Raw genomic sequence first — 15,453 nt, forward strand, 5'->3', positions numbered from 1 at the left:
GGTCCGGCGAAGGTACGGGGGGCGGTGGAGGCGACTACTTTTGGCCCCTTCTTCAACCATCAACTTCACATCCATGGCAGGTGCAACGGCCCTCAAGGTGGGCGTCTTCTACGACGGCAGCTATTTCACCCACGTCAGCAACTATTACAACTACGTGCATCCGCACCGCAGGCGCATCCACATCGGCGGGTTGCACGACTACATCCGTCACATGGTGGGCGAGCGGGAGGGCACCCACCCCAACCTCTGCCACATCATCGATGCCCACTTCTTCCGCGGGCGCTTCACCGCGCGCGAGGCCAACGAGAAGCCGAACCAGCTCTACTACGACCGCGTGTTCGATGATGTGCTCATGTACAACGCGGTGCAGACCCACTACCTGCCGGTGAAGGACCTGATGGGCCGCAAGCGGGAGAAGGGCATCGACGTGCTGATGGCGTTGGAGACCTACGAACTGTGCATGCTGAAGCGCTACGACATCGTGGTGCTGATCGCCAGCGACGGCGACCACGTGCCCCTGGTGCGCAAGCTGCACGCGCTCGGCTGCAAGACCATGCTGCTGGGCTGGGACTTCGAGTTCACCGATCAGGAGAGCGGCGAGGTGCAGGTGACCAAGACGAGCACCGACCTGTGGAACGAGGTGAGCTACCCGATGCCGATGCACGACCTGATCGACGAGGGTCTTCGCGACAACGATGCGGTGGTGCGCGAGCTGTTCGTGCTGCGGGACACCACGGTGCGTGAAGGCGAGGAGGGGGCGCCGGGGGCCGCTGCGCTGCCGGTGGACGATGAGCGGCACCGCAGCACGGTGATGAGCCTGCACAGCGGATACGGCTTCATCCGCTACCCGGACAACAACCTGTTCTTCCTGCGCGACGACCTGATCGACGTGCCCTTCGCCGAGCTGGCGGTGGGTGACGAGCTGGAGTTCAACGTGGCGATGAACGCCAAAGGCCAGCGCGTGGCCAAGCGCATCACCCGCCCGGCCTGAGGGGTACGGCGAGCGTGAACGTGCATCCGTTGCCCGGTCCATCGCTGTGGGCCACGAGGCGGCCGCCGTGCGCCTGTGCCCACTGGTGGGCCCGCGCCAGGGTGCCTCTGGACTGGCCTTCGCCCGCGGTGGGCTGCGAGCCGAGCCATGCATACCGGTCGAACACCTGGGCCAGGTCCTCCGCGCCGAGGCCCACGCCCCGGTCGATCACACGCACCACCGCATCCCGGTCGAACCGCACGGCCTGGAGCTTTACGGTGGACCCTTCGGGGGCGAACTTCGATGCGTTGGTGAGCAGGGCATGCACCAGATCGATGAGCAGGTCCTGTTCGCCGAGGATGGGCAGTGGCTCGGCGAGGTCGAGGTCGAGGGTCTGCCGCTTCCGTGCGAAACGGGCCGAGCTGCGCTCAGCCGCCAGCCGGGCGATGGAGGCCAGGTCGGTCGGCCGAAGGTCGAGGGTGCCGGGCCCGCGCTCCACACCCAGGTCATCCAGCGCGCGCTCCAGGGTGTGCATCGCCTGGAAGAGGTTGCGTTCGGCGAACCGGTGCAGCTCTTCCGCGCTCAGGCCCGACCCCGGCTCCCGCAATCCGCGCAGCGCCTCCAGCGCGGCACCGATGCGGTTCTTCAGGTCGTGCGAGAGCTTGTGCAGCCGCTCATCGAGGGCGGTGCGGTCGCGACCGCCGGAGGCTTCAGTGGGCGACATCGGCGCGGAGCAATTGCTCCAGCATGTCCATGAGGCCGTCGGAGCTGATGGGCTTGGCCAGGTAACGCGCACCTTTCAGGGCCCGGATGGCGTCCACCACCTCGGGCTTCGTGCTGGCCGTCAGGAACAGGATGGGGATGGGGTCGGTGGCATGGATCTGCTGGGCGAGCTCCAATCCGGTGCGCGGGCCTTTCAGGTAGACGTCCATGATGATCACATCCGGGCGCTCCTGGTCCAGGAGGTCCTCGGCCTCCTCGCTGCTGCGGGCCACGCCGATCACCTCGAAGCCCATGCGTTCGATCTGCAGGCGGTAGCCGAAGGAGATGATGGCCTCGTCCTCGATGATCAGGACCTTTTTCATGGGATGGGGGGGTTGGCGGAGGCCTTTCGGGCCTGATGAACGGCCACGACGCGCTCGAACGATTCGGCGGTCAGGGCCTTTTCCACGTAGCCTACGACGGACCGGAAGCGCCGGGCCTGGTCCATGTCGCAGGGGCGGTTGCTTGAACTGAACATCACCACCGAGGTATGGTCGTTGGGCAGGATGCCGTCGGCCTCGCACACGCCGACCAGGTCGAAGCCGGTCATGCCGGGCATGTTGATGTCCACGAGCATCAGGTCAGGCCGGTCGCCGTCGGCGCGGAGATGCTCCAGGGCCGCGTTGGCGTTGGTGAAGCAGGTGATGCGCCCGGTGAAGCCGCTCCGCTTCAGCACCATTCGGGTGACGAAGTTGCAGTCCTCCTCGTCGTCGATGAGGAGGATGTGCGCGATCGGGTGCGCGGCGGGCATGGGCCCTTGCTACGCGATCGGAGGGGCCAGGGTTCCGCCTCAGTCGCGCAGCAGGCGGTCCAGCATGGCCACGCCGTCGGGCGGGCCCAGCACGTAGAGCACGTCGTCCGGTTGCACACGACTGGTGCCGTCCACGCCGGTGAGCACGCGGCCGCCGCGCTTGATGGCGAGCACGCTCACACCGAACCGTCCCTTGACGTCCACGTCCATCAGCCGCTGGCCCACCACACGGCCCTTGCCGAAGCGCACGGGCAGGGCGGCGAGCTCCTGTTCCGACGGGTGCACGGTGAGCGATTCGGGCGGGCCGCCGCGGTCCATGGAACGCAGGGCCCGGTAATGCGATCCGCGCACGCGCATCACCAGTTCCTCCACCTCGTTCTCGGGTACCAGATAGCGGCGCAGGGTGCGTGCGAAGATCTCGATCGAGGTCTCGAACTCCTCGGGCACCACCTCATTGGCGCCGAGCTTGCGCAGGTCCTCGATCTCGTTGAGGTAGCGGGTGCGCACGATGAGGTGGGGGGCATCGCTCAGGCGCCGCACGCGGCTCACCACGCGCCGGGTGGCGGCCGGGTCGCTGATGGCCACCACCACCACCCGGGCCCGAGCCACATGCACCTCCTCGAGCACGTGCTCGTTGCTGGCGTCGCCGATGATCACATCCGCGCCGAGGCTGCGTGCCTGTTCGGCCAGGTCCGGGTCCATCTCCACGACGACATGCGTGATGCCGGCCGCGCGTGCGGTCTGGGCCACGTTGCGACCGTTGAGGCCGTAGCCCACGATCACCAGGTGGTCGCTGAGCCGGTGCGCGCTTCGTGCCTCGGTGCGGGCCTGGATGAGGGCGTCGAGCCGCTGGCGCAGGCGTGCGGGCACCAGCAGCCGCAGCAGCACCGCGGTCCATCGGCCCGACCCGCCGATGATCAGCGGGGCGAGGCCCATGGTGGCGATGGAGACCGACAGGAAGAGCTGGTAGTGGTCGCGCGACAGCAGGTTCTGCTCGAGCCCGGTGGCGCTGAGGATGAAGGCGAACTCGCCCACCTGGCACAGGGCCAGGCCGGTGAGCAGGGCCGTCCGCAGCGGGTAGCGCAGCACCATGGCGGCCACCGTCGCGATGAGCGTCTTGCCCACGAGCGTGAGCAGGGTGAAGAGGAGCACCAGGCCGAGATGCTTGACAAGGTGGCCGACATCGAGCAGCATGCCGATGCTGACGAAGAAGAAGCTGATGAAGACCTCGTGGAAGGGCAGGATGTTGCCGGTGGCCTGGAAGCGGTGCTCGCTCTCGCTGATCACCAGGCCGGCGAAGAAGGCGCCCAGCGCGAGGCTCAACCCGATGGCGCTGGTGAGCCAGGCCGTGGCGAAGCAGAGCACCACGATGGTGGTGATGAAGAGCTCGCGGCTGTGGGTGCGCACCACGGCGTCCAGCAGCCGGGGCACGGCATAGCGCGCCAGTACGATGATCAGCACGAGCAGCACGAGCATCTTGCCCAGCATGCCGAAGAGGTCGCCCAGGGGATCGGCGCTGCGCCCGGCGAGCATCGGCGTCAGCAGGATCATGGGCACCACGATGATGTCCTGGTAGATGAGCATCGCGGAGGCCACGCGACCGTGCGGAGCGCCCACCGCCCCCTGCTCCTGCAGGAGCTTCAGCACGATGGCCGTGCTGCTGAGGGCGAACAGGAAACCCAGGAAGATGCTCGGCGGCCAGGCGAGCCCGAGCGCGTGGGCCACGAGGGCCGTCAGGGCCACGGTGCCCACCACCTGCAGGGTGCCGCCCACCAGCACGGTGCGCGCCACCGAGGCCAGGCTCGACAGGCTGAACTCGATGCCGATGACGAACAGCAGGAAGATGACCCCGACCTCGGCCAGCAGTTCCACCTCATGCGTGGCGCCCACCAGCCCGAAACCATGGGGCCCGCACAACGCGCCCGTGGCCAGGAAGCCCAGCAGCACCGGCAGCTTGAAGCGCTTGAAGAGCAGCACCATCCCCACGGACAGGCCGAGGATGATGACGATCTCCTGGAGCAGGGGGATCTGCATCGCTCAGCGGTCCTTGAAGACGAGCCATACGGCCGCCACCAACAGCAGCGCGGCCACCGCGTGGTTCCAGCGGAGCGCCTCCTGCCGGAAGGCGATGAGGGTGAAGACGGCGAAGACCGCCAGGGTGATCACCTCCTGAACCACCTTCAGCTGCACCAGGGTGAACGGGCCGCCATGCCCGGCATGGCCGAGGCGGTTCGCCGGCACCTGCAGCACATACTCGAAGAAGGCGATGCCCCAGCTGATGAGGATGATGCTGAAGAGCCCCAGCCGCTTGGCCCAGTGCCACTCCTGGAACTTCAGGTGCCCGTACCACGCCAGGGTCATGAAGGTGTTGCTGGCGATCAGCAGCAGGATGGTCCACAGGCCGCGCATGTCGCGTTGTTCGGTCGCGAAGGTGGCGCCGTCACCCGCCACCGGCGCATGCGGGCCGGTCCAGTTGCCCAAGGTCGGTTGTTGATGGGCCGTACCTTGGCGCTGATGTTCGAGCATCGTTCCGAGCCGCTGGCCAGCCGTGGCCGGTTCCTGCGGCGCCAGCTCCGGTACGTGGCCTGGGCCGCGGTCTTCGTGGGCCTCAGCCTGGCGGTGGGCACCTGGGGCTATGCCGGCCTGGGCGGCCTTGGTCCGGTGGATGCCCTGTTGAACGCGGCCATGATCCTTTCCGGCATGGGACCGGTGGACCCCATGCGCACCAATGCCGCCAAGCTCTTCGCTGCGGTCTATGCGGTGTACAGCGGTGTGGCCCTCCTCACCACCGTGGCGGTGCTCCTCGCACCGGTGGTGCACCGCATGCTGCACGCACTGCATCTCGGTGACGAGGACCGGGAGTGATCACTCCGGGCGCCGGGTGGCGCTCCAGGTGCTGTACTGAGCGGTGATGGGCGGCCTGCTCCGGTCCACTTCGCGCAGCGGTTCGCACGGCCTGAGCGTGGCGTGCAGCTGGGCGGGCAGCTGCTGGTACAGGTGGGTGCCCTCGGTCTTCCAGGCGAGCATCGCATCGCTCACATCCTTCACCACGCGCGCCGGATTGCCCACGATCACCTTCCGCGCCTCCCACACGCTGTCCGCAGGAAGGAAGCTGAGCGCCCCCACGATGCAGCCCTCCCCGAGCACCACGTTGTCCATCAGCACGGCGTTCATGCCCACCAGGCAGTTGGCGCCGATGGTGGCCCCATGGATGATGGCCCCATGGCCGATGTGCGCGCCGGGATGGAGCACCACCTTCACCCCGGGGAACATGTGGATGGTGCAGTTCTCCTGCACGTTGCAGCCGTCCTTCACCACGATCTCGCCCCAGTCGCCGCGGAGGGCCGCACCCGGACCGATGTACACGTCGGCCCCGATGACCACGTTGCCGGTGACGGCCGCCTGGGGATGCACAAAGGCGGAGGGATGCACCACGGGACGATACCCGTTGAACTCGTAGAGCATGGGTTCGCCGCGGCGACCGTTCGATGGGCCGCGGGGGGTGCAACTTAGGTCAGGTCGGCGCATCCGCGCGTGTTAAGCCAGTGTTAAGCATTGGGGGGTGGCCCGCCCGGCCGGAAGGCCCGGTTACTTTTGCCGCGCCCAATCCGAACCCCATGGCCCTCGGCTCGCTGTTCCAGATCTTCCGTCCGAAGGACCGGATCTTCTTCTTCCACTTCGAGGCCTCTGCGGCGAACGTGCTGCGCATGAGCGAGGACCTGCTGGCGATCATGGCCACCGAGCCGGGCGCCCAGCGCACCGCGATCCTCGAGCGGCTGGAGATCACCGAGCGGGCGAACGATGACCTCACGCACACCATCTTCACGGAACTGGCGCGGAACTTCATCACGCCGCTGGACCGGGAGGACATCCACTACCTGGCGAGCAGCCTGGACGATGTGGCGGACTTCATCCTGGCGGCGGCCAAGAACCTGGAGCTCTTCGGCATCGGCAAGCCGGACGACACGGCCAACGAGCTGGCCCGGCTGGTGAACGAGGGCTGCAAGATCATCCAGCTGGCCGTGCAGGGGCTGCGGCTGATGCACAAGGACAACCAGCACGCCGAACTGGTGGTGCGCATCAATGCCGTGGAGAACGAGGCCGACGAGGTGCACGACCGCGGACTGCAGCGCCTCTTCGCACAGGAGAAGGACCCGATCACCCTCATCAAGCAGCGCGACCTGTACGGCACGCTCGAACTGGCCACCGACAAGTGCGAGGACGTGGCCAACGTGCTGGAATCCATCATGTTGAAGTACGCCTGAGGACATGACGCTCCTGGTCGTCATCATCGTCCTCGCCCTGGTGTTCGACTACATCAACGGCTTCCACGACGCGGCGAACTCCATCGCCACCGTGGTGAGCACCAAGGTGCTGACCCCGCTGCAGGCGGTGGTGTGGGCGGCCTTCTTCAATTTCGCCGCCTTCTGGATCTTCCAGGACCATGCGGTGGCCAACACCATCAGCAAGACGGTCCACCAGGAGTTCATCACGCTGCCGGTGATCCTGGCCGGCCTCATCGCCGCCATCATCTGGAACCTCCTCACCTGGTGGTACGGCATCCCCTCCAGCAGCTCGCACACCCTCATCGGTGGGTTCGCCGGCGCGGCGCTCGCCCATGCGCTGGCCACCGCCAACGGCTTCACCCTGACCGAGGTGATCGAGAGCGACAAGGTGACCAAGACCGTGCTGTTCATCTTCCTGGCCCCGCTCGTGGGCATGGTCATCTCCATGTTCATCACCCTGGTGACCATCGTGCGCAACCTGTGGACCCGCATCGCGTTCATCCTCGTGGCCGCCGTGGTCACCTGGTTCCTGTTCCTGCACCTGCAGCAGGGCAAGCTGGAGGAGAACCTGGCGAAGTATTACAAGGTGGACGTGCTCAAGAAGGCCGCGGCCGAGGATCCGGCCAGGTCGGTGGACCTGGAGGCCGCACGGGCCCGCTACGAGGCCGCGCTACCGCACCTCACGGGCTTCGGCTCGCGCGGTGGGGAGGGCATCGCCCAGGAGATCCGCACCAAGGTGGATCCGGAGGTGGATGTGGCCAAGCTGGCCAAGGGGCTGGACAGATCGGACAATTCCATCATCCGTGTGGGGCTGATGTTCACCGTGCTGCTGTTCATCGGCGTGTACATCTACACCGAGAAGGTGCGCACCCCGACGGCGCAGTCCGTGGCCAACATGTTCAAGAGGCTGCAGCTCTTCAGCTCGGCGGCCTTCAGCATCGGTCACGGCGGCAACGACGCCCAGAAGGTGATGGGCATCATCACTGCGGCGCTCATCGCGCACGGGACCATCACCGACATCAAGGAGATGCCCGCATGGGTGCCGCTGGCCTGTTACACGGCGATCGGCCTGGGCACCTTGAGCGGCGGATGGAAGATCGTGAAGACGATGGGCACCCGGATCACCAAGGTGACCCCATTGGAAGGCGTATGCGCCGAGACCTCCGGGGCCATGACCCTGTACCTCACCGAACAGATGGGCATCCCGGTGAGCACCACGCACACCATCACGGGTTCCATCATCGGGGTGGGGGCCACCAAGCGACTGAGCGCGGTGCGCTGGGGCGTCACCATCCAGCTGCTGTGGGCGTGGATCCTCACCATCCCGGTGAGCGCCTTGCTGGCGGGCCTCGCCTACTGGGTCTGCACGCTCTTCGGCCTGTAAGCCACCACGGTCGGGCGGTTCGGCCACACCGGGCTACCTTCGGCGCATGGCCATCCTGCTGCACGACGCCGGCGCTCATCCCCATCTGCTCCCGCTCACCTTCACACGCCCCGTGGGCGCGCTGCGACCCGGCATCCTCACCATCGCCGACGCCTGGTGGCGCATGACCGAGCTGCCCGTGGGCCACCGCACCGAGGCCTATCTGCGCGATCGGTGGCCCGAGGTGGGCGGTGAGGTGGTGCGGGATGTCCGCGCCGGACTGCTGCCCCTGCCCGAACTGGTGAGCGCCGTGCTGGACCTGGAGCCCGGCCGCATGCTGGTGAAGGAGGGCCGCGTGCTGGCCATCTGCCGAACGGGCGCACAGCCACCGGCGGAAGCCGATTGGAACGCGCCGCCCACCTACCTCATCCCCGTGGCCTTCGCCGGCGAGGTGGTGGAGATCACCCGTCCCTGGCACCTCTTCCAGCATTGCGGACGCGCGATCATCAACGACTTCGCCCTGCTCACCGAGGGCCGGCGTTCGCAACCCCTCAGCGGGCTCAACACCGTGGTGGGCGACCCCTCCCTGGTGTTCCTGGAGGAGGGGGCCGTGGTGGAGGCCGCCGTCCTGAACACCCGGAGCGGGCCCATCCACATCGGCAAGGGCGCCGAGGTGATGGAGGGCTCGCTGATCCGCGGTCCCTTCGCCCTGGGGGCGCACGCCCAGCTGAAGATGGGCGCCAAGATCTACGGGCCCTGCAGCTTCGGCCCCGAATGCCGCGTGGGTGGCGAGGTCAACAACAGCGTCATCCTCGGCCACAGCAACAAGGGCCACGACGGATTCCTGGGCAACAGCGTGCTGGGCGAATGGTGCAACCTGGGCGCCGACACCAACACCAGCAACCTCAAGAACACGTACGGCCCGGTGAAGGTGTGGAGCTACGCCGAGCGCGCCATGGCCGATACGGGCCTCCAGTTCTGCGGGCTCATCATGGGCGACCACGGCAAGAGCGGCATCAACACCATGTTCAACACGGGCACCGTGGTGGGCGTGGCCGCGAACGTGTTCGGCGGAGGCTTTCCGCCGAAGCACATCCCCAGCTTCACCTGGGGCGGTGCCGAGGGGCTCGCCGAACACGCGTTGGACAAGGCGCTGCACACCGCCCAGCGGGTGATGGAGCGGCGATCGATGACCCTGGACCCCTTGGACCGTGCGCTGCTCGCCCATGTGCATGCGGCCACGGCCATCGACCGGTCGTGACCTGACGGAAGGGCAGGCGGTCGATCCGGGCACGGCCCTTGGAGTGAGCGGAGCGCCTTCTGTGGAAAACCTGCATCCGGTGCGGATCCGCGAGGGGGATACCTTTGAACCTGTCATCCTGGCACCCACGTTGATGAACGACCTCCTGCACAGCGACCCCGCCCTCTTCAGTTCCGAGGCCCTCGAGAACGAGACCGAGCTCATCCCCTTGATCACGGCCGAGGACGAGGAGCAGATGAACGCGGAGACCACCCCGCCCGAGCTGCCCATCCTGCCGTTGCGCAACACGGTGCTCTTCCCCGGGGTGGTGATCCCCATCACGGTGGGGCGCGACCGCAGCATCCGCCTCATCCAGGACGTGTACCGCGGCAACCGCACGCTGGGGGTGGTGAGCCAGAAGGACAGCCAGATCGAGGAGCCCAACGCCGACGACCTGAACCGGGTGGGCACGCTGGCGCAGATCATCCGCATGCTGCGGATGCCCGACGGCAGCACCACGGCCATCATCCAGGGCAAGAAGCGCTTCGAAGTGCTGGAGATGGTGCGCATGGACCCCTACTTCACCGCGCGCATCAAGGAGTTCGCCGAGGTGCGGCCGGAGAAGGACGACAAGGAGTTCCACGCGCTGGTGAGCAGCCTGAAGGACCTGGCGCTGGAGATCATCAAGCAGAGCCCGCACATCCCCACCGAGGCCCAGTTCGCCCTGCGCAACATCGACTCGCCCTCCTTCCTGGTGAACTTCATCAGCAGCAACATGAACGCCGAGGTGGCCGAGAAGCAGCGCATGCTGGAGGTGGCCGACCTGCGCGAGCGGGCCAAGCTGCTGCTGGCGCACCTCACCAGGGAGCTGCAGATGCTGCAGATGAAGAACGAGATCCAGAGCAAGGTGCGCACCGAGGTGGACCGCCAGCAACGCGAGTACTTCCTGCACCAGCAGATGAAGACCATCCAGGACGAGCTCGGTGGCAACCCGATCGAGCAGGAACTGGAGGAGATGCGCGCCAAGGCGGCCAGGAAGAAGTGGAGCGCGAAGGTGGCCGAGACCTTCGAGAAGGAGCTCACCAAGCTCCAGCGCATGAACCCCGCCGGCGCCGAGTTCAGCGTGCAGCACAACTACGTGCAGCTGCTGCTCGAACTGCCCTGGGGCGAGTACAGCACGGACAAGTTCGACCTGCGGAACGCGCAGAAGATCCTGGACCGCGACCACTTCGGCCTCGAGAAGGTGAAGGAGCGCATCATCGAGCACCTCGCCGTGCTGAAGCTCAAGGGCGACATGAAGGCGCCGATCATCCTGCTCTACGGACCTCCGGGCGTGGGCAAGACGAGCCTGGGCAAGAGCATGGCCGAGGCGCTGGGCCGCAAGTACGTGCGCATGAGCCTGGGGGGGCTGCACGATGAGGCCGAGATCCGCGGACACCGCAAGACCTACATCGGCGCCATGCCGGGCCGCCTCATCCAGAGCCTCAAGAAGGCCGGCACCAGCAACCCGCTCTTCGTGCTCGACGAGATCGACAAGGTGGGCAAGGACTTCCACGGCGACCCCGCCAGCGCCCTGCTCGAAGTGCTCGATCCCGAGCAGAACAACGCCTTCCACGACAACTACGTGGAGATCGAGTACGACCTCAGCCGCGTGATGTTCATCGCCACGGCCAACAGCCTCGGCACGATCCATCCCGCCTTGCGCGACCGCATGGAGATCATCGAGGTGAACGGGTACACCGAGGAGGAGAAGGTGGAGATCGCCCAGCGCCACCTGCTGCCCAAGCAGTTCGCCGAGAACGGCATCAAGCCCAAGCAGCTCAAGCTGGCCCCGGGCCTCATCGAGGCCATCATCGAGCAGTACACCGACGAGAGCGGCGTGCGCACCCTGGAGAAGCGCATCGCCAAGCTGGTGCGCCACCGCGCCAAGCAGATCGCCCTCAAGCAGAAGCACAGCATCACCATCACGGTGGACGACCTGGTGAAGATCTACGGCCCCAGCCACGCGCGCGACAAATACCAGGGCAACGATGTGGCCGGTGTGGTCACCGGGCTGGCCTGGACGCCCACGGGCGGCGACATCCTCTTCATCGAGACCAGCATCACCAAGGGCGAGGGCAAGCTCACGCTCACCGGCAACCTGGGCGACGTGATGAAGGAGAGCGCCATCATCGCCCTGGAATACCTCAAGGCCCACAGCGGGATCATCGGGCTGGACCCCGATGTGTTCAAGCGCTGGAACGTGCACGTGCACGTGCCCGAAGGGGCCACGCCCAAGGACGGTCCCAGTGCCGGCATCGCCATGCTCACCAGCATCGCCAGCGCCTTCACCCAGCAGAAGGTGCGCAAGTTCACCGCCATGACCGGCGAGATCACCCTGCGCGGCCGGGTGCTGCCCGTCGGCGGCATCAAGGAGAAGATCCTCGCCGCCAAACGCGCGGGCATCAAGGAGATCATCCTCAGCGCGGACAACCGCAAGGACATCGAGGACATCGACGTGCGCTACACCAAGGGCATGCGCTTCACTTACGTGACCGAGATGATCGAGGTGGTGAAGCACGCCCTTCTCAAGGAGAAGGTGGAGAACGCGCTGAAGGTGGCGTAGGGGCACGCCGGAATGAGCGAATGGTAGCCACTCGCGAGGGACTACCTAGCCTGTCGTTGCTTCAGCTCAAGATCATCGCACCATCCGTCCGCGTTGGCGTCTAGATAGACGAATACACTGTCCGCAGTGTATCTCACCCACTCGTCGAAATACCCGTTTTGTCCAAAATCCTCAAACCGGGCCACCAATCGATCGCTTGGGTCGAAAGCATACTGGACTTCGAAGATGCCATTGAAGTCCTCATCTACCTGCACGTAAGCGGCTTTGTCATTTGTCGCGTAGGTGATCACTGAATCGTCCTCAAGGTCACGGTTCCTGTCATATCCAACATCCAAGAGCCTGCGGTCAGCTTTGAGACGACGAATGGTGATATCTCGGGGTAGGTCATGTTCCCACAGAACTTTACTGCCAGTCCACCTGGTGTTCTTCCGGTATTGAGCGTAACCGAAGATCAGGCTTGAGACCAGAGCGATGCCCAGCACAATGATCGCCTTGCGCATAGGCGAATCTACTTGTACCGAGCCTTGGCGCGAGCCACACTATTCGAACTTCGCCTCCCACATGGATCATCCGCGCCTGCTTTCCATTTCCACCGTTCAGTACGACCTTCCTCCGGATCGGATCGCCCAGCATCCGCCGGCCGATCGGGGAAGCTCACGGCTGCTGGTGTACCGCGAGGGTGCGATCGAGGACCGGCGGTTCGCCGAGCTGCACGATCTGCTGCCATCGCGCGTACTTCTGGTGATGAACGATACCCGCGTGCTGAACGCGCGGCTGCATTTCCAGAAGGACACCGGCGCTCGCATCGAGGTGTTCTGTCTGGAGCCCGCCGACGGCGGTCCCTTGCAGCAGGCCTTTCAGCGCACCGGCGAGGTGGAATGGCGCTGTGCGGACGGCCTGCGGATGTAAAGCCTATGTTAACTCCGGTAACATGGAGTTAACATAGGCTTAATTCTTTCGCAGCTTTGCGATAACCCGCCCATGCGCGCATCACTGCTCCTCATTGGCCTTCTGGTCCTGGTCGTCAGCACGTGGGCCCAGCGTCCGGGCGAAGGTCTATCGGCTCGGTTCGACAAGGGCAGAGGTGTGGTCATCCAGCGGGATAGTCTGTTCAGGATGACGGTCCGCTTTCGAATGCAGAACCGGTTCGCCATGTTGAGCGAGAGCGGTGATGACCTGTCCATCGGAAGCAGTGACATCCGGATCCGCCGCATGCGGCTGCGCTTCGATGGTTCCGTGCTCAGCTCCAAGATCCAGTACAAAGTGCAGTTGGGCTTCAGCAAAGCGGACCTGGACCTGGTGGATGGCACGGTGGCGCAGCCCATCCGCGATGCGGTCGCCACCTATGCGCCGGACGGACATTGGAGCTTCACGATCGGTCAGACCAAGCTGCCCGGCAACCGCCAGCGCGTGGTGTCCTCCGGGGCGCTGCAGCTTCCGGACCGCTCCATCGTGAACGCCGCATTCACCTTGGACCGCGATTTCGGGGTCTTCGCCACCTGGCAGGCCCCTATCAAGGCGCATGAGCTCGCTGTGAAGGTGGCGCTCACCAGCGGAGAAGGGCGCAATGCCTCACCCGGGGACGAAGGCCTTTGCTACACGGGACGCATGGAATGGCTTCCGTTCGGGGCGTTCACCGATGAAGGTGATTTCTTCGAGGGGGACCTGGCGCGGGAGTCCAGGGTAAAGGTCTCTGTGGCGGCGGGCTATTCCGCGAACATCAACGCGCGCCGAAGCGGTGGACAGCTCGGTACGTTCCTTCCGGACGATCAAGAGCGCACCTTGAACACCTTCATCGCCGACGCCCTGTTGAAGTACCGCGGACTTGCGGTGAGCACCGAGTTCTGCCACCGGGACGTGGCGGGCGCACCCGTGGTGATGGCAGCCGATGGTGGGTCCGTCATCGCCTTGGAGGGCTGGGGTTGGAACACCCAGGTGAGCAAGCTGCTTGGCGCCCGGAACGAGGTGGTCGGGCGCTATGCGATGGTGGTGCCGTCCGACGCCCTGCAAGGCTTCACGACCCGGAGCGAGGAGGGCTGGCTGGGCTATACACGCTACATCAACCACCACCGGGTGAAGCTGCAGAGCGCGGTCAGTTATGCATGGGCCGGCGGCCGGGCCGCCTTCGATGCACCCGGGGCGCGCTGGGGCCTTTGGTTGCAGATGGAGCTGGGCATCTGATCATCGCCCGTACCGATCTTCGCGGTCATGCCGCATCCCCGTGATCTGTCCGTCTCCGCCGTTCAGTACGACCTTCCTCCGGATCGGATCGCCCAGCATCCGCCGGCCGATCGGGGAAGCTCACGGCTGCTGGTGTACCGCGAGGGTGCGATCGAGGACCGGCGGTTCGCCGAGCTGCCCGATCTGCTGCCGTCGGGCGCACTTCTGGTGATGAACGATACCCGCGTGGTGAACGCGCGGCTGCACTTCCACAAGGATACCGGCGCCCGCATCGAGGTGTTCTGTCTGGAGCCCGCCGACGGCGGTCCCGCGGAGCAGGCCTTTCAGCGCACCGGCGAGGTGGAGTGGCGCTGTGCCTTGGGCAACGCGAAGCGATGGAAGCAGGGCCCCTTGGGTCAGGTGTTCCGCTCGGCGCAGGGTGACGTGCAGCTCTTCGCCGAACGGCTGCCCGACGATGGCAGTGGGCCGCGCGTACGGTTCAACTGGCTGCCCGACGGACTGTGCTTCGCCGACGTGCTCGCGCGCGCCGGCAAGGTCCCTCTGCCGCCGTACATGCACCGGGAGGCCGAGGACGAGGACCAGGAACGGTACCAGACGGTCTTCGCCCGTGCCGAGGGATCGGTGGCGGCACCCACGGCCGGCCTGCACTTCACGCCGGCGCTGCTGGAGGCCCTCGTCGCGAATGGCGTACAGCGCGCCCACGTCACCCTGCATGTGGGCGCGGGCACCTTCCAGCCGGTTCACGCCGGGACCATGGCCGGCCATGCCATGCACCGGGAACGCATCCTGGTGTCGCGGGAGGTGGTGCAGCAGTTGCACGACAGCGTGGGGGTGCGGCCCATCGTGGTCACCGGCACCACCACCATGCGGACGCTGGAGAGCCTGTACTGGCACGGCGCCCGGATCCTACGCGGCTCCGATCCGGAGGAGATGCAGGTTCACCAGTGGGAGCCGTATGAGTTCCCGCTGGCGGATCATCCGGGCGTACGCGAGGCCTTGGGCGCCGTGCTGCGCTGGATGGACGGCCGTGAGCTGGATCAGGTCAACGGTAGCACGGCCTTGCTCATCGCGCCCGGCTACCGCGTGCGGCTGGCCGATGCGCTGATCACGAACTTCCACCAGCCCGGCAGCACCCTGCTGCTGCTGGTCGCGGCCTGCGTGGGGGAGGACTGGCGCCGGATCTACGATCATGCGCTGGCCGGGGGCTACCGCTTCCTGAGCTACGGGGACGCCTCGCTGCTGTGGGTGCGGCGACCGTGAACGGGAAAGCCCCGCCGTGATGGCGGGGCCTTCCT

16 protein-coding genes are annotated in these 15,453 nt (G+C 66.1%); 9 read left to right on the forward strand and 7 right to left on the reverse strand.

Translation table 11 applies throughout. The annotated features are described in order from the left end of the window. Positions 1-73 precede the first annotated feature (73 nt). A complete protein-coding gene (locus IPM49_17995) occupies positions 74-991 on the forward strand; it encodes an NYN domain-containing protein (protein MBK9276414.1) in 918 nt (305 codons plus the stop codon). Here the strand turns inward: IPM49_17995 and IPM49_18000 are convergent. Genes IPM49_18000 through IPM49_18020 form a run of 5 tightly spaced genes read right to left on the reverse strand, consistent with a single transcriptional unit; the run spans position 975 to position 4,892 of the window. Next, positions 975-1,694: a HAMP domain-containing histidine kinase gene (locus tag IPM49_18000; GenBank protein ID MBK9276415.1), complete on the reverse strand. Its 720-nt coding sequence runs from the start codon at positions 1,692-1,694 to the stop codon at positions 975-977. The genes IPM49_17995 and IPM49_18000 overlap by 17 nt on opposite strands. Further along, a complete protein-coding gene (locus tag IPM49_18005) occupies positions 1,681-2,055 on the reverse strand; it encodes a response regulator (protein MBK9276416.1) in 375 nt (124 codons plus the stop codon). The genes IPM49_18000 and IPM49_18005 overlap by 14 nt, the downstream gene beginning before the upstream one ends. Next, on the reverse strand, positions 2,052-2,483 hold the full coding sequence (locus IPM49_18010) for a response regulator (GenBank protein ID MBK9276417.1): 432 nt from the start codon (positions 2,481-2,483) through the stop codon (positions 2,052-2,054). The genes IPM49_18005 and IPM49_18010 overlap by 4 nt, the downstream gene beginning before the upstream one ends. Before the next feature lie 39 nt (positions 2,484-2,522). Then, positions 2,523-4,517, reverse strand: a complete 1,995-nt coding sequence (locus IPM49_18015; GenBank protein ID MBK9276418.1) for a cation:proton antiporter — start codon at positions 4,515-4,517, stop codon at positions 2,523-2,525. Positions 4,518-4,520: 3 nt separating this feature from the next. Continuing rightward, a complete protein-coding gene (locus tag IPM49_18020; protein MBK9276419.1) occupies positions 4,521-4,892 on the reverse strand; it encodes a DMT family protein in 372 nt (123 codons plus the stop codon). 105 nt (positions 4,893-4,997) lie between these two features. On the opposite strand from IPM49_18020, the gene IPM49_18025 reads away from it, so the two are divergent. Then, the gene (locus IPM49_18025; protein MBK9276420.1) at positions 4,998-5,348 is read left to right on the forward strand and encodes a hypothetical protein; all 351 of its coding nucleotides are present in this window, start codon (positions 4,998-5,000) and stop codon (positions 5,346-5,348) included. Here IPM49_18025 and IPM49_18030 read toward each other — a convergent pair whose 3' ends face one another. Then, positions 5,349-5,948, reverse strand: a complete 600-nt coding sequence (locus tag IPM49_18030; GenBank protein ID MBK9276421.1) for a transferase hexapeptide repeat family protein — start codon at positions 5,946-5,948, stop codon at positions 5,349-5,351. It lies immediately after the preceding gene. A 152-nt stretch (positions 5,949-6,100) separates the two neighbouring features. On the opposite strand from IPM49_18030, the gene IPM49_18035 reads away from it, so the two are divergent. From IPM49_18035 to lon, 4 genes are all read left to right on the forward strand, one after another. Continuing rightward, positions 6,101-6,748: a DUF47 domain-containing protein gene (locus IPM49_18035; protein ID MBK9276422.1), complete on the forward strand. Its 648-nt coding sequence runs from the start codon at positions 6,101-6,103 to the stop codon at positions 6,746-6,748. 4 nt (positions 6,749-6,752) lie between these two features. Next, a complete protein-coding gene (locus tag IPM49_18040) occupies positions 6,753-8,153 on the forward strand; it encodes an inorganic phosphate transporter (GenBank protein MBK9276423.1) in 1,401 nt (466 codons plus the stop codon). Positions 8,154-8,199: 46 nt separating this feature from the next. Continuing rightward, a complete protein-coding gene (locus IPM49_18045; protein MBK9276424.1) occupies positions 8,200-9,393 on the forward strand; it encodes a GlmU family protein in 1,194 nt (397 codons plus the stop codon). Positions 9,394-9,526: 133 nt separating this feature from the next. Then, positions 9,527-11,977, forward strand: a complete 2,451-nt coding sequence (gene lon, locus IPM49_18050; GenBank protein ID MBK9276425.1) for an endopeptidase La — start codon at positions 9,527-9,529, stop codon at positions 11,975-11,977. 41 nt (positions 11,978-12,018) lie between these two features. On the opposite strand, the gene IPM49_18055 is transcribed toward lon, so the two are convergent. After that, positions 12,019-12,477 (reverse strand): hypothetical protein, encoded by a 459-nt coding sequence (locus tag IPM49_18055; protein ID MBK9276426.1) that lies wholly within the window; start codon positions 12,475-12,477, stop codon positions 12,019-12,021. Positions 12,478-12,538: 61 nt separating this feature from the next. Here IPM49_18055 and IPM49_18060 point away from each other — a divergent pair, with 61 nt between their 5' ends. From IPM49_18060 to IPM49_18070, 3 genes are all read left to right on the forward strand, one after another. After that, entirely contained in the window at positions 12,539-12,886 is a 348-nt protein-coding gene (locus tag IPM49_18060; protein MBK9276427.1) for an S-adenosylmethionine:tRNA ribosyltransferase-isomerase, read from the forward strand. A gap of 72 nt (positions 12,887-12,958) precedes the next feature. Beyond that, entirely contained in the window at positions 12,959-14,158 is a 1,200-nt protein-coding gene (locus IPM49_18065; GenBank protein MBK9276428.1) for a porin, read from the forward strand. 27 nt (positions 14,159-14,185) lie between these two features. Continuing rightward, positions 14,186-15,418 carry an S-adenosylmethionine:tRNA ribosyltransferase-isomerase gene (locus tag IPM49_18070; protein ID MBK9276429.1) on the forward strand — a complete coding sequence of 411 codons (1,233 nt, stop codon included), beginning with the start codon at positions 14,186-14,188 and terminating at the stop codon, positions 15,416-15,418. The last annotated feature ends 35 nt before the right edge of the window (positions 15,419-15,453 follow it).

Source organism: Flavobacteriales bacterium (assembly GCA_016715895.1).
Taxonomy (GTDB): domain Bacteria; phylum Bacteroidota; class Bacteroidia; order Flavobacteriales_F; family PHOS-HE28; genus PHOS-HE28.